This window comes from Candidatus Rokuibacteriota bacterium (assembly GCA_016209385.1).
GTDB lineage: Bacteria > Methylomirabilota > Methylomirabilia > Rokubacteriales > CSP1-6 > JACQWB01.
In genome coordinates this window covers 1-17,513 of the sequence record JACQWB010000113.1, presented here as the reverse complement: position 1 = coordinate 17,513, position 17,513 = coordinate 1, and the positions used below count along the sequence as shown (strand labels likewise).

General features: G+C 67.3%; 15 protein-coding genes. 7 read left to right on the top strand and 8 right to left on the bottom strand.

The window, feature by feature from the left end; genetic code table 11:
• Positions 1-178 precede the first annotated feature (178 nt).
• Both HY726_07570 and HY726_07565 read left to right on the top strand, forming a co-directional pair.
• A complete protein-coding gene (locus HY726_07570) occupies positions 179-1,000 on the top strand; it encodes an amidohydrolase family protein (protein MBI4608848.1) in 822 nt (273 codons plus the stop codon).
• A 70-nt stretch (positions 1,001-1,070) separates the two neighbouring features.
• Positions 1,071-6,677: a GAF domain-containing protein gene (locus HY726_07565; GenBank protein ID MBI4608847.1), complete on the top strand. Its 5,607-nt coding sequence runs from the start codon at positions 1,071-1,073 to the stop codon at positions 6,675-6,677.
• Positions 6,678-7,014: 337 nt separating this feature from the next.
• Here the strand turns inward: HY726_07565 and HY726_07560 are convergent, their stop codons facing one another.
• The 7 genes from HY726_07560 to HY726_07530 all read right to left on the bottom strand — a co-directional run bounded on the left by HY726_07560 (position 7,015) and on the right by HY726_07530 (position 11,207).
• Positions 7,015-7,212: a DUF2283 domain-containing protein gene (locus HY726_07560; GenBank protein ID MBI4608846.1), complete on the bottom strand. Its 198-nt coding sequence runs from the start codon at positions 7,210-7,212 to the stop codon at positions 7,015-7,017.
• 326 nt (positions 7,213-7,538) lie between these two features.
• Positions 7,539-7,778, bottom strand: a complete 240-nt coding sequence (locus HY726_07555) for a hypothetical protein (protein MBI4608845.1) — start codon at positions 7,776-7,778, stop codon at positions 7,539-7,541.
• Positions 7,732-7,977 carry a type II toxin-antitoxin system HicA family toxin gene (locus HY726_07550; protein ID MBI4608844.1) on the bottom strand — a complete coding sequence of 82 codons (246 nt, stop codon included), beginning with the start codon at positions 7,975-7,977 and terminating at the stop codon, positions 7,732-7,734. Before HY726_07550 ends, HY726_07555 begins: the two co-directional genes overlap by 47 nt.
• A gap of 264 nt (positions 7,978-8,241) precedes the next feature.
• On the bottom strand, positions 8,242-8,604 hold the full coding sequence (locus tag HY726_07545; GenBank protein MBI4608843.1) for a phage integrase N-terminal SAM-like domain-containing protein: 363 nt from the start codon (positions 8,602-8,604) through the stop codon (positions 8,242-8,244).
• 292 nt (positions 8,605-8,896) lie between these two features.
• Positions 8,897-9,925 (bottom strand): Ldh family oxidoreductase, encoded by a 1,029-nt coding sequence (locus HY726_07540; GenBank protein MBI4608842.1) that lies wholly within the window; start codon positions 9,923-9,925, stop codon positions 8,897-8,899.
• Between the two features lie 16 nt (positions 9,926-9,941).
• A complete protein-coding gene (locus HY726_07535; protein MBI4608841.1) occupies positions 9,942-10,163 on the bottom strand; it encodes a hypothetical protein in 222 nt (73 codons plus the stop codon).
• A 3-nt stretch (positions 10,164-10,166) separates the two neighbouring features.
• Complete coding sequence (locus HY726_07530; protein MBI4608840.1) at positions 10,167-11,207, bottom strand: methionine synthase; 1,041 nt, start codon at positions 11,205-11,207, stop codon at positions 10,167-10,169.
• 95 nt (positions 11,208-11,302) lie between these two features.
• Between HY726_07530 and HY726_07525 the strand changes: the two genes are divergently transcribed.
• From HY726_07525 to HY726_07505, 5 genes are all read left to right on the top strand, one after another.
• Positions 11,303-11,680 carry a hypothetical protein gene (locus tag HY726_07525; protein MBI4608839.1) on the top strand — a complete coding sequence of 126 codons (378 nt, stop codon included), beginning with the start codon at positions 11,303-11,305 and terminating at the stop codon, positions 11,678-11,680.
• A 2-nt stretch (positions 11,681-11,682) separates the two neighbouring features.
• Positions 11,683-12,150 carry a hypothetical protein gene (locus HY726_07520; protein ID MBI4608838.1) on the top strand — a complete coding sequence of 156 codons (468 nt, stop codon included), beginning with the start codon at positions 11,683-11,685 and terminating at the stop codon, positions 12,148-12,150.
• Positions 12,151-12,173: 23 nt separating this feature from the next.
• Positions 12,174-12,545: a HEPN domain-containing protein gene (locus HY726_07515; GenBank protein ID MBI4608837.1), complete on the top strand. Its 372-nt coding sequence runs from the start codon at positions 12,174-12,176 to the stop codon at positions 12,543-12,545.
• A gap of 103 nt (positions 12,546-12,648) precedes the next feature.
• Positions 12,649-14,970, top strand: a complete 2,322-nt coding sequence (locus HY726_07510; GenBank protein ID MBI4608836.1) for a molybdopterin-dependent oxidoreductase — start codon at positions 12,649-12,651, stop codon at positions 14,968-14,970.
• A complete protein-coding gene (locus HY726_07505; GenBank protein ID MBI4608835.1) occupies positions 14,967-15,938 on the top strand; it encodes a sugar kinase in 972 nt (323 codons plus the stop codon). The genes HY726_07510 and HY726_07505 overlap by 4 nt, the downstream gene beginning before the upstream one ends.
• A gap of 1,437 nt (positions 15,939-17,375) precedes the next feature.
• Here the strand turns inward: HY726_07505 and HY726_07500 are convergent.
• Positions 17,376-17,513, bottom strand: a 138-nt coding sequence (locus HY726_07500; GenBank protein ID MBI4608834.1) for a transposase, incomplete at its 5' end; no start/stop codon positions are given.

Sequence of the window (17,513 nt, the reverse complement as noted above, 5' to 3'; positions counted from 1 at the left end):
TCCATGCCGTGAGGCAGGCCACCCGCCGCGCGAGTCCCGAGTTGGTTGCGCGGGCGAAGCCCGCGCTCGAAGGGCGTTACTCCGACCCGCTCGTCGCCCGAGCATGGTACCACGGCTCCGCGGGTGGCCGGCCGCGCGCCTTGACCGGGATGTGAGGAGAGTGCTAGTGAATAGAGTAATGAGTTGCCAGGTCCGGGTCTTCGTCGCCGCGCTGCTCCTCGTTCTCGCCGCGCCCTCGGCCGCTCCGGCACAGGATCTCCGGATCTTCGAGACTCACCTCCACTACAGCCAGGACTCCTGGGGCAGCTACACGCCGGGGGCGATCCTCGAGATCCTGGACCGGGCCGGAGTCGGGCGCGCGCTCGTCTCGAGCACGCCGGACGACGGCACACTGAAGCTCTACGAGAGAGCGCCGACCCGGATCGTCCCGATCCTCCGGCCTTACCGGAGCCGCGGGGACATGGGCACGTGGTACCAGGATCCCGCCGTGCTCGCCTACGTCGAGGAGCGACTCCAAAAGGGGATCTACAAGGGGATCGGCGAGTTCCACCTCTCGGGCGGCCAGACCGGCACGCCGGTCATCAGACGGCTCGTCGAGCTGGCGGTTCAGAAAAACCTGATCCTCCACGCGCACTCTGACGACCGAACGGTCGAAGAGCTTTTCGCCTTGAACCCGGCGGTCAAGATCCTCTGGGCCCACGCCGGGATGTCCGCCGGCCCCGACGTCGTCGGGAAGCTCCTCGATCGCTACCCGAACCTCTGGGTAGAACTGGCGCTCCGCACCGATGTGGCCCCAGGGGGCCAGCTCGACCCGGCCTGGCGCGCCCTCTTCCTGCGGCACCCGCAGCGCTTCATGGTGGGCACGGACACCTGGACCGCCTCGCGCTGGGACGTCCTCCCCGGCTATCTCGACGACGTGCGCGCGTGGCTGCGCCAGTTGCCCCGCGACGTGGCCGAGCAGATGGCCTCCCGCAACGCCGCCCGCCTCTTCGGGCCCTGAGCGTGTTCCCGTGACGAAGCTCGGGCCCTACTTCTACCCGGGCCGGGGGCGGAAGGGACCGTGATTCGAGATGGCTCCTGACCCGGATGAGCACTCCGACCGCGTGAGGATCGGCCTCGTCGGGGCCGGCAAGGGTGGCTCGGCGCTCCTCGACCTCCTGCTCGACTGGCCGGTGGCGAAGGTCGCGGTGGTCATTGACCCCCGTCCTGACGCCCCTGCCCTCGGCAGAGCCCGGTTCCTCCGGATTCCCACCGCCGCCCACCACCTCGAGGTGTTTGCCTACCCCGTGGACCTCGTCCTCGAGGTCACGGGCCGGCCAGCCGTGCTCGAGGACCTCCTTCGCGCCAAACCGCCCGGCATCGAGGTGATCGGAGCCGGAAGCCTTCGCTTCTTCTGGGATCTGCTCCAGGACAGGGTCAAAGCCACTCGCCAGCTGGCGGCGCAACTCGACATGGCCATGGTTCTCGGGTCGACCCTGGATCTCACGCAGCAGATCGCGCTCGTCACCCGAAAGCTGGCCCAGGCCTGCGGCGTGGATCGCTGCGCATTCTACCTCTGGGATGAGGGCGCTGAACTCGTGACCCCGGTGATGTCCCAGTTCGCGACCGGCGAGGCGAACGAGCGGATGTGGGCCGCGTTCAAAAACCAGGCGAAGCTCAAGCTCGCCGAGGTCCCATTCCTCTACGAGGTGATGGAGCGCCGGGGCCCGATCGAGATCGAGGACCCTGCCTCGAGCCCCTTGGTCCCGCACGGATGGGGTGACTTCTTCGAGATGAAGTCGCTCCTCGTCGTTCCGATCTTCCGAAAAGACCGGGTGGCGGGGGCATGCCTGCTGGACTATTGCCGCGAGTCCCGACGCTTCACGCCGGACCAGACCGCCCTCGCGATCGCGCTCTCCGGTCAGATCGCGCTGGCCCTGGAGAACGCGCAGCTCTACGCGGACGTGATGGAAAAGGCGAGCCGGCTCGCGTCGCTCCTCGAGAGCACGAAGCGAACCGCCATGATCAAGGACTCCAGCCAGCTCCTCCCCTGGATTGCCCGCGAAGCGGCGATCTTCCTGAAGGCGGAAGGCGCGGGCATCCGGATCCTGGAAGGCGAGGAGCTGGTGCTCGCCGCTCACCACGGTTTTCCCGCCGAGCAGATGCGCGAGCGAATCGCGCTCGGGGAGAGCGGGAGCGGCTGGGTCGTCCTGACCAACCAGCCGCTCACGATTTCGGACCTCCAGCGGGACGCGAGGTTGTCGCACCAGCACCGAGCTGTCTACCACGAGCACGGGCTCCGATCCTTCCTCGCCGTGCCCATGCGGATCGCCGGCCGCGCCATCGGCGCCCTCTTCGTCCTCGCCAAGGACCCCCGCCATTTTTCCGCGACCGACATCGAGGTCCTGTCCGGCTTCGCCGACCAGGCCGCCCTCGCCCTCGAGAACGCCCGGCTCTTCGAAGAGGCCGAACGGCGACGACGCGAGGCGGAGGTGCTGTCGGACATCGCGCGGAGCCTCAACGCGTCGCTCGATCTCGGCACCGTCCTCCAGCGGGTCACCGAAGGCGCCAGGGAGCTCTGCGGCAGCGATATGGCTCGGATCGCGCTCTGGGACCAGGGGGCGGACGCGCTCGTGTTCCGGCACTGGGTCGGGTCCCGCTACATGGGTTACGACACCATCCGCATCAAGGCCGGCAAGGGCCTCGGCGGCCAGGTCATGCTCACGGGGCGTCCCTTGCGGACCGACAACTACGCCGAGGATCCCCGGATCAGCAAAGACTACCTCCACGTCGCGGACGAGGAAGGGTTTGTCCCCGAACTGGCGGTGCCGATCCGGATCGGAGATCGCGTGGAAGGCCTGGTGTTCGTCGACAACCGAACGCCCCGCCCGTTCACCGATCACGACGAGGCGATCCTGGTCAGGCTCGCCGACCACGCCGCGATCGCCATTCAGAACGCCCGGCTCTACGAGGAGACCGAGCGGCGCCGCCGGGCGGCCGAGAGCCTGGCCGATCTGGGCCGCCTCGTCTCCCGGTCGCTCGACCCTGAAGAGACCGCCCAGGAGGTCGTGAACAGCCTCCGCGCGCTTTTTGGCGCAAAATTGACCGCCTTCTATCGGCTCGATGAAGCGTCGGGGGCGCTGATCGGGCTCGCCGCGGCCAGCGACGCCGGGCACACGTTCGACTGGAACCGCTTTGTCCCGCAGGGCACCGGAGCCATCGGCCTGGCCGTGCGCGAGCGTCAGGCCGTCGTCACGCCGGATTTATTGACCGACCCGCGCGTCGTGCTCACGCCCGAGATGCGGTCCCGCGCCGAACGCGCGGCCTTTCACGCTGTCCTCGCGATCCCACTCGCGGTGAAGGACAAAGTGATCGGCGCGCTGGCGGTTGGAGACCGCGCCGGGAGGGTCTTCAGCGACGAGGAGGTCCGGCTCGCCCAGGCCTTCGCCGACCAGGCTGCCCTCGCCCTCGAGAACGCCCGCCTGTACCAAGAGTCGGAGGTCGGACGCAATCGCCTGGCCACCCTGGTCGATGTCGCTCAGCGTCTGACCCGAGGGCTGGACCTCCCCGTGGTGCTCAACTCCATCGCGGAGGCTGTAGCAGCGGTGTTCCAGGGGGAGGCGGGCTTCAGGCTTTTGCAGGGGGAGGAGCTCGTGCGCGTCGGGGGCACCCCCGGCGCCCTCAAGGTGATGGTGAAGGAACGAATTCGGCTCGGGGAGTCCCTCAGTGGACGCGTCGCGGCAACCGGTGAGGCGTTGATCGCTGCCGATGTGACGTCCGACGTGCGGCTCATCCCGGAGCATCGGGCGGCACATGAGCCAGACCGGTCCGGGGCCCTGATGTGTGTCCCCATACGGGTGGGAGGAAGCATCCTGGGGACGCTCCATATCTTTCGGGAAAAGGGCTACCGCTTTGACCAAGAAGCCCTCAGGCTCGCGGAGAGCCTGGCGGATCAGGCCGGGATCGCCATCGAGAACGCGCGGCTCTACGCTGACGCCGAGCGGCGACGGCGGACGGCAGAAAGCCTCGCCGAGCTCGGTCGCCTCATCTCGCAGTCGCTGAACCCGGAGGAGGTCGGGCAGCGAATCGTGGACAGTCTCCGGGCCCTGCTCGGAGCCTTCACCTCAGCCCTTTACCAGCTCGTGCCGGAGTCCGGGGACCTCGTGGCGCTGGCCGTCTCCGGGGACCCGGGGCCTACCTTTCGCCCGAACCTGGTCTTCCCGCGGGGGATGGGCGTGGCGGGGCTCGCCGTCCGCGAGCGGCGCCCGGTGGTCACGCCTCACCTCCTGACCGATCCCCGTGTCAGGCTCACGCCCGAGCTGCAGGCCCGGATCGAGCAGGCCAGCTTCCGCGCTGTCCTTGCGGTGCCGCTCGTCGTCAAGGACACGGTGATCGGCGCCCTCGGCGTCGGGGACAGGGCAGGGCGCGTGTTCGACGACGAGGATATCCGCCTCGCCCAGGCCTTCGCCGACCAGGCCGCCCTGGCCCTCGAGAACGCCCGGCTCTACGCCGAGGCCGAGCGCCGCCGGTGGACGGCCGAGAGCCTGGCCGAGCTGGGGCGCCTCATCTCCCAATCGCTCGACCCCAGCGACGTCGGACAGCGGATCGCGGACAGCATCCGCGGCCTCTGCACCGCGGAGAACTCCGCGCTTTACCGGATGGACCCGGAGTCCGGGGATCTGGTGGCGCTCGCGGTCTCGGGTAGCGTCGGACCGACGTTCGGTCAGAACCTGGTCTTCAGGCGCGGCACCGGCGTCGCCGGTCTCGCGGTACGAGAGCGGCGGCCGGTGGCCACACCGGATCTCCTCACCGATCCGCGCATCACGCTGACTCCAGAGGTGCGGGCCAGGGTCGAGAAGGCGACGTACCGCTCCGTGCTCGCCGTGCCGCTCGTCGTCAAGGACACGATCGTCGGCGCTCTCGGCGTCGGCGACCGGCCGGGGCGGGTGTTCAGCGACGAGGAGGTCCGGCTCGCCCAGGCCTTCGCCGACCAGGCTGCCCTCGCCCTCGAGAACGCCCGGCTCTACGCCGAGGCGACACGACGGCAGCGAGAGGCGGAGGAGCTAGCCCGGGTGGCTCGGACCCTGACCGAGAGTCTGGATGTGGCGGCGGTGGGCGAGCGGATCGTGGAGAGCGTCCTGCCGCTCTTCGGCGGCCAGGCGGCCGTGCTCCGCCTCCTCCAACCCGACGGCTCGCTCGTAACGATCGCCTCGGCAGGCCCCGCCCGCGAGCACTTCGCGCCCGGCCACGTCCTCGCGTCGGGATCGGGGGTGGCCGGGCGGGCAGTGGCCGAGGGCCGGCCCGTCTGGTCGCGGGATGTGCTGAGCGAGCCCGAGTTCACGGTCTCTGAGGACCTAGCCCGCCAGTTCGCCGCGTCGGGGGTCGGCTCGGCGCTGTCCGTGCCGCTCCGGGTAAAGGGAAAAATCATCGGGGGGCTCACGATCGCGGACAGGCCCGGGCGCACGTTTACCGAGGCCGAGGCGACGCTGCTCCAGGTCTTCGCCGACCAGGCGGCCCTGGCCCTTGAGAACGCGCGCTTGTTCGGGGAGCTCCGCGAGGCGCTGGAACAGGTCGAGGCCTCGCAGCAGCGGATCGTCCAGAGCGAGCGGCTCAGGGCCCTCGGCGAGATGGCGGCCGGCGTTGCCCATGACTTCAACAACCTGCTGGCCGTCATCCTCGGGCGCGCCGAGATGCTCCTGGCCCGCACGCGCGACCCCGACACGGCGCGAACGCTCGAAGCCGTGCGCACCGCCGCGCTGGACGGCGCCCAGACTGTCCGGCGGATTCAGGAATTCACGCGGACGCGGCGCACTCGCCCCTTCGGACGCGTCGAGCTGGGGGAGCTCCTCCGAGAGGTCGTGGAGCTGACCCGCCCGCGGTGGGAGAACGAAGCCCAGAGCCGCGGCGTCGGCTACGAGGTGCGGGTGGAGGGCGGACCGGTGCTGCCGGTCGCCGGGATCTCGGAAGAGCTGCGCGAAGTGTTCACGAACCTGCTCATCAACGCCCTGGAGGCCATGCCCGCAGGCGGCCGGTTCGTCTTCCGCGCCAGAGGCGAGGGCGACATCGCGGTGGTGACCGCGGAGGACACGGGCTGCGGGATGTCGGAAGAGACCCGCCGACGGGTGTTCGAGCCGTTCTTCACAACCAAAGGCCCGCGGGGAACCGGGCTCGGCCTGGCGGTCGTCTGGGGGATCGTCACCCGCCACGGCGGCACCATCGAGGTCGAGAGCACGGTCGGTGCGGGGAGCCGCTTTGTAATCCGCCTCCCCATCAGCCAGGACTTCGCGACGGAAGAGAAGACGCCGCACGTCCCTCAACCCGGGGGCGGGGCACGCGTGCTCGTGATCGACGACGAAGCAGAGGTCCGCGAAGTGGTGAGAGACCTCCTGAGGGAGCACGGCTATACCGTCATCGAGGCCGCCGAGGGGGCGGAGGGGTTGACGCGGTGCGAGCGTGAGCCAGTCAACCTCGTGCTCAGCGACGTCTCGATGCCGGGGATGTCGGGCTGGGAGGTCGCGGCGGCGTTCCGGCAGCGCTTCCCCACGGTGCCGGTGGGGTTCATCACCGGCTGGGGCGACCAGCTCGACCCGCGCCAGCTCGAGCGTCACCGGGTCCGGTTCGTGCTGGCAAAACCCTTCGTCGCCAACGACGTGCTCCAGCAGGTGGCCCGGGCCCTGAACGAGGACGCGGCGTTCTGAGGCGGGCCCAAGGCCCGCCGCGACGCTCAAACCGCGAGGCCGAGCTCCTGCGCCACAGCCGCGATCTGGCTCCAGGTCTCGTCCTCGACGAACACGCCACGGGACCGGCGTTCAGCCATCAGCCGTGCCTCGGGCTCTCCGGGGACCAGGATCTCCCCCGCTCCCCGACCGCGCTGGGACGACTTGAAGCGGCTGGCAGCTTCTCGATCGCTTCGAGGACCTTCCGCTTGGCGGCTTCAGGATATCCCAACCCGGCCGCGAGCGCGGTCGCTCGTCCCCCGACGCGGCGAACGCGCGGGCTCAATAGCCGGCGCAGCCGGTCCGCTGAAGCCTGAAGTTAGGGTCCGAGCTGCTCAAACGAGAAATGCGGGAGGCCGGCCCGTTCCCTGGCATGCTCGATGCTGAGGGCGCAGATGTTCCCGTCACCATCCACATCAAGCTGGGTATTTTCGTCGAGATCCTTCGTCTCGACGATGTGGCTCGCCCTGAACTCGATGTACAGGGTATCGGTATCTTGGAAGTACTTGACCTTCATGGCACGAACGAACGGTCAAAAAACGCGTTGTGTACAGTCTCGCCGTCAGGCAATAGCACGACACAGATATCTGCCTGCCATTTCTTCGATGGGCGCCCAGCGGCGAATCCGGCCGTCCGCTTGAATCACCTCCCTCACCGGATGCTCGACGACCTGCTGGATCCACTCCAAGCGAATTATCGCACGATCCTGGCGGCGTCGGATCGCCTCGAAGTAACGCGTGAACTTCACATCGACCGCCGCCGAACGTCGCTACTCACGTATACTACCTCCGCACGAACGCCCGGGTGAGCGGCGCGCGTCAGCGCGTCCGCTCCACTCGGATGTTATGCGACGTGCTGCATCTTGTTGGCGAAGTCGCGGCCCGATGTCGGAGGCGGCAAAGGCCTACCCTCGCGCTTGTAGAGTTCGATCGCATCCTCGACGATTCGGCACAACTCGTCGAATACGGCCTTCTCATCATCACCGTGACAGCCTCCGTAGATCAGGCCTGGGGAACTGCCGACATAACAGTGGTCCTCATCGGACCACTCGACGATCTTCACGTACCGCGCGCTGTCTTTCATTTCTTCGACTCCTGAATGGCAAGCTGAACGGCACGGCGCGCACCTGGTAGTGCTTCGCATCATCGCCCAGCGCCCCTGATATTGTCACCGGCCTCGAGACCTTCGGGTGAACGAAGTTGCGATGACTGCCCCTTCCTCCCCGATCCACAAAGCCAGCAGCTTGAAGATCGGCTATGAGCTCCCGAATCTTCGGCGGCACGCCTACAGGACGCTCATGAAGATCGCATAACTATTAGCTCTCTTGCAGGGGGCTATGCCTGCAGCCTATCACGGCAAACGCTCCGAGTCCGGAAACAGAATCAGCCAGCAATATCCGGTACTTGTACCACTTTGTCAAGCCTCGGTCCTCCGACAAACGCTGCGCAGCTCGCAGCCTATCCGGATATCAGCCCGCAGTACATCCGGCTAATAGACCGGGGTCAGAGGCGAGCCGCAGGGCTATAAACACCACGCCCGCCCCGGTTCAGCACATGGGTATAGTCAACACAACGGGCAACCTGGTCGGCCGTCTCGCCCGGACGACCCCATGGACGTAGCCAATCTCTTTGCCCAGCACCTCGCGGTAGAGAAACAAGAGCGCGTTGAGCGCCTGGTTCTGGGTCGAGGCGCTGACCCGGGCGTCGTGGGCGAGGCTCGAGAGAAAGTGTGCGATCTCGGCCTCCCCCATGTCTGCCGGACGCCGCTTGTTGTGAAAGACGATAAATCGCTTCATCCAGCCAACGTAGGCCTTCTCCGTTCGATAGCTGTAATGGCGTGTGCGGATGGCCTGGCGAACCTGGTCGAGGAGCTTTGGTTTTGGCGGACCTGCGGGAGCAGAGACCGCCACGGCTGGCTGCCCCTCTGACTGACCACGTTGAGCCGGCGCTCCATGAGGCTTCTTACGTTGGACTTCTCCATGGCGACCCCTTCTTCGCAAGCAAGCGAGGCGAGAGCAGAACAGTATGGCGAAGGCTTGACCGGAGGCAATGCCCAGAAAGCGATACAGGGGGAACGGGCGGGCTAAGGGAGGCCGGCGTGCTGGCAAAACCCTTCGCCGCCAACGACGTGCTCCAGCAGGTGGCCCGGGCCCTGAACGAGGACGCGTCGTTCTGAAGCGGGCCCAAGGCCCGTCGCGACGCTCAAACCGCGAGGCCGAGCTCCTGCGCCACAGCCGCGATCTGGCTCCAGGTCTCGTCCTCGACGAACACGCCACGGGACCGGCGTTCAGCCATCAGCCGTGCCTCAGGCTCTCCGGGGACCAGGATCTCCCCCGCTCCCCGACCGCGCGGGGACGACTTGACGTAGCCGATGAGCCGCTCCACCTCGGCGCAGAACTGCTCGAGCGGCAGGAAGCGCGAGACGTCGAGGCAGGCGATCAGCACCCCGTTCTGAACCGGCCCGGTCTCGGGGCCGGCGGCGCCGGCCCGCGTGAGGATCCCCGCCAGGATCTCGATCACGAGACTGAGGCCATACCCCTTGTGGTCGCCGACGGGGAGGAGCGCGCCGCGGGGTTCGCGGTAAAAGGTCTGAGGGTCCGTGGTCGGCTCGCCCGCCGCATCGATCAGCCAGCCGGGAGCCGTCGGCTCCTTCCGGTTCCGCCTCACCCGGACCTTGCCTTCGGCGACGACGCTCGTGGCCATGTCGAGCGACAGCGCCGGGCCGCCCCGGCCGGGGATGGCCACGGCGAGCGGGTTCGTCCCCAGCCGGCGGGCGATACCGCCCCAGGGGACCACCGCCTGCGCGGTAGCCGCGTTCACCCACAGCATGCCGATGAGCCCGTGACCCGCCGCCAGCTCGGCGTAGTCGGCAAGGCGCCCGACGTGCCGCGTCCGCGCGCAGCCTACGGCGGCAAGCCCCTGCGCCCGCGCCTTCGTGACCGCGAGCTCCGTGGCCTGGCGGGCCACGACCTGACCGAAGCCGAAGTCGCCGTCGATCAACGCGGTGGTCGGCGTCTCCGAGACGGTCCGGATCGCGGGCTTCGGGTTCGTGTCGCCGCGCCTGACGGAGTCCGCGTACTGCGGGATGCGGATCACGCCGTGGGAGTCGTGGCCGCGGAGGTTGGCGCGCACCAGGAGCGTGGCGATCCAGCCGGCGTCCGGCGCGGGAGCTCCGAGGGCGGCGAAGATATCGCGGGCGAGGGCCTCGAGCCTGTCAGCCTGGATGACCACCGGTGTACCTCCTCACTCACTTGCGCGAGTCGAGCAACGCCTGACCGAACCTGATCGAGGCATCTTCGGCTTCCTCTCGTGTCGCGTAGGTCTTCTCAGGGGCGTCGCTCACCGGCTGGAAGTGCGCCGAGCCGCGGTCGCGGCGCTCGATGACCACCTTCGCGTGCCAGCGGCCACCGGCATTCCGGTACGGAGCTGCGGCAAGGACGTACCCCTTGTACGGAAGCCGCTTGCCCACGGTTCAGCGCCTCGCCCCCTCAAGCTCGCGCCGGACGAGGCGGGCACCCTCGGCGAGAGCCCCGAGCTTCCCGCGGGCCGACTGACGGCTGCGCGGGACGAGGCCGCAGTCGGTGCACGGGGAAAGGCGCTCGGGGCCAACATAGGGAAGTGCTTTTTTAATCCGCGCAGCGACAAGCTCGGGGGATTCGGCCTCCTCCGTTCCCACGTCGATGACGCCCAGCAGCACGTCCTTCCCGCGCGCCTCGGCCAGCACCGCGACGTCCACCCCCGAGGCCGCGCACTCGACCGAGACCTGATTGATCCGCGTCCGGGCCAGGAGCGGGAGCGTCACCCCGTACTGCCCCCACTCCGTGTTCCGCTTCTTCCACTGGAGGACCCGCGGAATCCCGTAGCTGTAGCAGATATGAATCGCTGTCGTGCACGTGACCCCGTCGATGGCCCGCTCCAGCGCCTCGATCCCCCAGGCCTCGACCTTGTCGAGATAGATGTTGAAACAGGGCTCGTCGAGCTGGACCACGTCGGCGCCGGCCGCGGCCAGCTCCTGCGCCTCGGCGTTCAAAAGCGCGGCGAAGCTCATGGCAAGACTCTTTTCATCGCAGCGGTAATACTCGTCCAGCACGCTGTCCACGATCGTCATGGGCCCGGGAAGGGTCACCTTCACCGCGCGCCGCGTGTGGGCCTTGGCGAACCCGAGCGCCGCGACCATGACCGGCCGAGGGCGCGTGACCTCCCCGACGATCCGCGCCACGTCCTGCTCCGGGGCATAGCGACCACCACGCGTCCGCTTCCTGCCGAGCGTATCGGTGTCGATCCCGGTCAGACCTTCCAGGAACCCCCAGATGTAGTGCCGGCGGCGTTGCTCGCCGTCTGTGACGATGTCGATCCCGGCCTCCTCCTGCTCGGCCAGCGCCAGGCGCACGGCATCGTCCTGCGCCTCCCGGAGGCGCTCGGGCGGGACGACCCACGGGGCAAAGAGCTGGTGCGACGGGTCGGCGAGCCACGCGGGCTTCGGCAGGCTTCCTACAATGGTCGTCCTGAGCATGGCTGAGTTACAATAGCGGCGCCCACCCGAACAGTCAATCGAAGGAGGTTTCAGATCTCCTAGGCCTTTCGATTTTCTGATAGGATAATGAGGCGATGGCCCAAGCCGACGGTCACGCTCTGCTGGCGTGTGACGCCATTGCCAGGGACCCCAACGGGAAGATCACGCTCTACGGGATCTTCGACCGCATCTGGGCAACAAAGTTCCCTGCTGTACATTCACTCTTCTCAATTTACTGGCGCTGCCTGGTGCCGGGACCAGGCCGGGCAGGCGTCAGCATACACCGCCCCGATGGCTCTGTCCTCGTAGAACTAGAACCGATAGAAACCAGCAAGGAGACTCCACACACAATACAGGGCACATATACTCTAGCCGCATTTGAGTTTCCCGGTGCCGGCGAATACACGCTCGTTTTGACATACAATGGAACCGAGATCCTTCGGAGCCCGATTCACCTGCAGACGCGAAGCTAGATATGACCACCGAACTGCTCGCCGAAGATCGACCTGTCACTGCCTTTGCCTTGGTCCGCGGCACGGCATCAACGCTCACGGGCGCCGAAACCTTAGAGGTCCAGCCCAGCGCCCTCACGGAGAGTCGCTCGGGCTCCCATGTATCGTGGGAGATCATCGATACCTCTCCGCCTCAAGATTCCCGCATCGGTCAGGCCGTCTATCGATTCGCTAAGGCTGTCTGGCGGCTGCCGGGTGTTGTCGCCATGACACATGCGAAAGACGGCAACGTCAACCTCATCTGGACGTTTATCGCCCACAGAGATAAAAGCCTACGCAAACAAGTATACGCCTGTGAACGAGAACTTATGTCCAAGTATCCAGACCTTTTGTTCGACTTTAACGTCCTTTCCCTTGACCAAGGTGAACACGGATCCTTGGTGCCAGACGATCTTCAAGGCAGACTCGTTATGTATAGACCTGCCCGATAAATGAGCCTCGTGAATGCAGCCTGATGCCCACGCAGGAGCAGCATTTTCAGCAGGCACGACACAACGAGGCGTTCCTAGCGACATTCGATTTAGCGCGATCTCCTTACCTTGACTGGGCAGTCACAGCGGCGTTTTACGCTGCTCTCCATTATCTTCGCGCGTTAATGGCAAAACACAATTACACAAACATTTCCAGGTACGCGGATGTGAACAGGGCTTTCGAGCGTCTTCTCGTTCTCAGACGGAACCCCGATATCAATAATGCATACCGGCAACTTAAGGACGATTCCCGTGCAGCTCGATATGACATGTGGAAGCCGAACGAAGCGGAAGTGGCGGATCTGCGGGACGGAGAGTTGCGGACAATTCGTGAGTTCGTAGTCGAAAACTTATGAAATGGCCCTTTCCCATGTGCCCTAATGCAAGTCGGCACGCTCTTACCTGACAGATAGCTCTCCGACAAGACAAGCATTAGAACATCGAGCAGGGAGGGTCTCGATGGCGGCTCCGCGTTTTGTGGGCAGCGAGGTGAAACGGCTCGAGGACCCGCGGCTGATCCGGGGCCAAGCCCAGTACGTCGACGACGTGACGCTCCCCGGTCTGCTCCACGCCTTCGTGCTGCGGAGCCCTTGGTCCCACGCGCGGATCGCAAGCCTGGACGCGGCGGCGGCCACCAAAGCGCCCGGGGTCTTCGCGGTGCTCACGGCGAAAGAGCTGGAGGGACAGGTGGGCCCCAAGCCCCTGATGATCGCTCCGCCGGGGCTCAAGCTGCCCCCCCACCCGCCGCTGGCCCTGGGGAAGGTGACCTTCGTGGGCCACCCCGTCGCCCTCGTGGTGGCTGCCGAGCGCGCGCTCGCCCGCGATGCCGCCGACCTGATCCAGGTCGAGTACGCGCCGCTCGAGCCCGTGACCGACGCCGAAACCGCTCTCAGGCCGGGAGCGCCGCAGATCTACGCCGAGGTCCCCGGCAACCTGTGTTACGAGCACACCTGGGCCACCGGAGATGTCGATGGCGCCTTTGCCCGCGCCGACCGCATCGTCAGAGCGCGCTTCGTCACCCAGCGCCTCGCCCCGATGCCGCTCGAGCCGCGCGGGTGCGTGGCGCTCTACCAGGGCGGTGCGCTCACCTTCTGGACCTCGACCCAGATGCCCCACCGCGCTCGGTCCATGCTGGGCGAGACCCTCCGCGTCCCCGAGCACCAGATCCGCGTGATCGCTCCCGAGGTCGGCGGCGGCTTCGGTTGCAAGGTCGGGCTCTACGACGAGGAACTGCTGGCCGCCTTTGCCGCGATCAAGCTCGGCAGGCCCGTGAAGTGGATCGAGCAGCGGAGCGAGAGCTTCGTGGCCACGACCCACGGCCGCGGCCAGATCCACGAGGCGGAGCTGGCGGTCGCACAGGATGGGACCGTCCTGGCGCTCAGGGTCCGAGGGGTGGCCGACCTCGGGGCTCACCTCGAGGCGTTCACCGCAGGGCCGCCGCTCCTCTCCGGGCGGCTCATCACCGGCGCCTACCGGATCCCCGCAGCCTCCTATATGCTCCGGGGCGCCCTCACGACGAAGACGCCGATGGCCGCATACCGCGGCGCGGGGAGGCCGGAGGGCTCGTACATCATCGAGAGGCTGATGGATCTGGCGGCTGCCGAGCTGGGCATGGACCCGGTCGAAGTCAGGAAGAAGAACTTCATAAGGCCGGAGGACTTCCCGTATCGGGTTCCCTCAGGCCTCACCTATGACTCCGGCCGCTATGCCGTCACGCTCGAGAAGGCGCTCGACATCCTCGACTACCAAAAGGTCAGGGAAGAGCAGGCGCGCCTGAGGAAGGCGGGCCGATACCAGGGCGTGGGCTTCTCCACCTTCGTCGAGACGGCTTCAACCGGACCCTCCCGGATGCTGGCCTTCGCCGGCCACGAGTACGGCGCGGTCCGGGTTGAGCCCACAGGCCAGATCACCGTGGTCACGGGCACCTCGCCCCACGGCCAGGGGAGCGAGACCACGTTCGCCCAGATCGTCGCCGACGAGTTGGGGGTGCGACTCGAGGACATCACGGTCCTCCACGGCGATACCGCCGTGGTTCCGATGGGGTTCGGCACGGGCGGCAGCCGGGGCGGGAGCGTGGGCGGCACCGCGGTGCTCCTCGCGTCCCAGACCGTGAAGGAGAAGGCGCGGCGGATCGCCGCGCACCTCCTCGAGGCCGCGCCGGAGGACATCGTGCTGGAGGACGGAAGGCTCCATGTCAAGGGCCTCCCCGACCGGGCGGTGACGCTGAGAGAAGTCGCGCACGCGGCGTACCGTGCCAGCAACCTGCCGCCCGGGATGGAGCCCGGACTCGAGGCGGGCCGCGTCTTCGATCCGCCCGACCTCACGGTCCCCTTCGGCGTCTACATCGCCGTCGTGGAGGTGCTCCCCGAGACCGGCGAGGTGAAACTCCTGCGCTTCATCGGCGTCGACGACGTCGGCACCGTGCTGAACCCGCTCCTCCTCAAGGGCCAGCTCCACGGCGGGATCGCGCAGGGGATCGCCCAGGCGCTCTGGGAGGAGATCGTCTATGACGAGGCGGGCCAGCTCCTCTCGGGAAGCCTCATGGACTACGCGGCGCCCAAGGCCCCGGACCTCCCGATGTTTGAGCTCGACCACACCGTCACCCCGACCCCGCACAACCCGCTCGGTGCCAAGGGCGTCGGCGAGGCCGGCTGCGTGGGCGCGCCCCAGGCCATCGTCAACGCCGTCCTGGATGCCCTCAGGCCGTTCGGGATCCGACACCTGGACACGCCGCTCCGCCCCGAGAAGATCTGGCGCGCCGTCCGCGCGGCAAGGCCGTGACCAGGACCGACGACGCGATGGACGTGATCACCCTCGGCGAGAGCATGGTGCGTTTCACGCCCAAAGGTCACCTCCGCCTGGATCAGGCGCAGGAGCTGGAGGCGATCCCCGGCGGGGCGGAGTCCAACGTGGCGGTCGGGCTGGCACGCCTGGGAATGCAGGCCGGCTGGATTTCCAAGCTCCCGGATCACCCGCTCGCGCGCCTGATTGTCGGCGAAGTCCGCCGTCACGGCGTGGACACCTCGCGGGTGGTCTGGAGCCCCGAGGGCCGGGTGGGGATCTACTACTTCGAGCGGGGCGTGGCGCCGCGGCCGCCCCGCATCTGGTACGACCGGAAGGGCTCGGCCGTCACCACGCTCGAGGATGGCGAGGTCGACTGGACCTACCTCACCTCCGCCCGCGTCGTCCTGGTCACCGGAATCACGCCCGCGCTGAGCCCGCGCCTCCGGGACCTGACGCGGCGGATCGCGCGCGAAGTCCGCGCCGCCGGCAAGCAGTTCGCCCTCGACGTGAACTACCGCGCGAAGCTCTGGTCCCCCCAGGAAGCGGCGACGTGCCTGGCCGACCTGCTCCCGTCGGTCGGCATCCTGTTGTGCGGCCGGGACGATGCCGCGCGGGTGTTCGGGCTCACCGGCGAGCCCGAGGCGGTGGCGCGGGCCTTCCGGGAAAAGTTCGGCGTGCCCGTCGTGGTACTGACCCTTGGGGCTCAGGGGTCCTTCGCCCTGGCCGACCGCGTCTATCGCCAGCGCCGGGTCCACCAGGTCGAGGTAGTCGATCCCCTCGGGGCCGGCGACGCCTTCGCCGCGGGGTTTCTCTGCGGCTACCTCGCGGACGGGGTCCAGCGCGGGCTCGACATGGGTGGCGCCATGGGGGCCCTCGCCTGTACGATCGTCGGCGACTTCGCCCTGGTCACCCGGGCCGAGGTGGAGCAGTTGCTCGCCGGAGAAGACCCCGAGATCCAGCGCTAGGACAATCGGAGGGGGACACCCACGCCTTCGGCGTGGGTACCCGGGCCCCCTCCGAGGCCTCCCCCCGTCGTTCGAGCGTGGCGGGGTCGGCCATGCCGTGAGGCAGGCCCCCCGCCGCGCGAGGCCCGAATTAATCCGCGCGGGCCAAGCCCGCGCTCGGAGCGCTTCGGCCGGGTGCGGGTCGACGATTGCAGCCTTCGCGTGGAGTTTTTCAGCACCGCACTAGCGGGCCACGGCAGGCTCGCCTTTTGAGATCCGCTGCGACGCGACCCTTCCGCTCGGATTCCTTACCCAATTAAGGGGAGTCCCCCCTCGGCAAATTCCAGGATTCACCTACTTTCAAGATCGTTTCGCCACAAGCCACAGTAAGCGTAGCCAAAACGTAGCCACGAGAAGCATGCCATGGCGACGCGCCATAATTTCGAGGCTGACCCCGAGGCCCCGGACGAGCGGTTCTTGGCGTTCCTGGAGCGCCACCGCCTCCAAGCGACGCATCAGCGCCAGCAGCGGAATTATGTCATCGTCATCGCTTGCCTGGGCCTCACGTGCGTCGTCCTCGCGGGCTCCACCCTGATCCTGGCGCTTCGCCTCTCCGCTGGCCGCGCGCTAGTCGCCGTCGCTTCTTCGTCTCTCCAGCCTGTTTCCCAGCGGGAAAGCCGTTCGATGCCCTTGCCCGAAGCTCGGGCTGCGGCTCCGCGCGCGTCTGCTTCCGTCTCTGAAAGCGTGTCCTCCGAAACGACCCGGGCGATGCGGCAAGGGGAGCCAACGCCGAAAAGCGAGCGCGCGGCGCGAGAGCCCCTGCGCGCGTCGATGGCTCCGCGGCAGAGGGACCCTGCCTGGCGGACCGCGGCGTGGATGGTCCGGACGTACGGGAAGTTCGGAGCGGCGGAGCGCGCGCGGGCGGCAGCTGCCTTTTATGATCCTGCTGATCCGGCCACCCACTTCTGGAAGGAAGTTCTGGCACATATCCGTGAAGGCGCCGCCCAATAACGGTCGTGGCTCCTACGACTCTTCTCCAGCATCGGGCCATGCTCCTGGTGCCGGGAGGGCCCGGAGGGGAGCCGCGCGCGGGTCGGCCCGGCGCGGGCCCGGCGGACAAGGCCGTTTAAACCGCCTGCCGTTTATGCCGCCTACGGTCGCGGGCGATCCACTCCTCGCCCCCGGTTGCCCACCCGTTGCCGGGGTTTCCCCTTAACCCGCGCTCCCGTAAATTTTCCTCCCCGATTCCATGATCTCCCTAATGGTTCTCCCTTTCCGCGCTTGAAAAAATGGCTTGTAGATCGCAGGGCTGGGCAGGAGCTCGGAAAGGAGAGAAGCATGCAATCACACCACGTGGACACTAGCTAATCTCTGCGAACGACGACCCAAAGATGGTCTCTTGGGGAAAAGATGGCTCTTGGGAAAGCGTACCAGTGAGAGACACCCAAAAAAAAGGGTTCATCCGGGAATTCCGTGGGTCGCGGGGTAGAGATCGAGGCCGCCACAGTGGAAGTAGATGGCCGTCTTGAAGTGCTCCGGGTTGCGGAAGCCATAGGCCATCTTCTTGATCGTCTGGATCTTGGAGTTGAGGCCCTC

Coding starts and splice junctions, on each gene's coding strand:
- HY726_07570 (MBI4608848.1), top strand. CDS start 179: ATGAGTTGCCAGGTCCGGGTCTTCGTCGCCGCGCTGCTCCTCGTTCTC.
- HY726_07565 (MBI4608847.1), top strand. CDS start 1,071: ATGGCTCCTGACCCGGATGAGCACTCCGACCGCGTGAGGATCGGCCTC.
- HY726_07560 (MBI4608846.1), bottom strand. CDS start 7,212: ATGAAGGTCAAGTACTTCCAAGATACCGATACCCTGTACATCGAGTTC.
- HY726_07555 (MBI4608845.1), bottom strand. CDS start 7,778: ATGAAAGACAGCGCGCGGTACGTGAAGATCGTCGAGTGGTCCGATGAG.
- HY726_07530 (MBI4608840.1), bottom strand. CDS start 11,207: ATGCTCAGGACGACCATTGTAGGAAGCCTGCCGAAGCCCGCGTGGCTC.
- HY726_07525 (MBI4608839.1), top strand. CDS start 11,303: ATGGCCCAAGCCGACGGTCACGCTCTGCTGGCGTGTGACGCCATTGCC.
- HY726_07520 (MBI4608838.1), top strand. CDS start 11,683: ATGACCACCGAACTGCTCGCCGAAGATCGACCTGTCACTGCCTTTGCC.
- HY726_07515 (MBI4608837.1), top strand. CDS start 12,174: ATGCCCACGCAGGAGCAGCATTTTCAGCAGGCACGACACAACGAGGCG.
- HY726_07510 (MBI4608836.1), top strand. CDS start 12,649: ATGGCGGCTCCGCGTTTTGTGGGCAGCGAGGTGAAACGGCTCGAGGAC.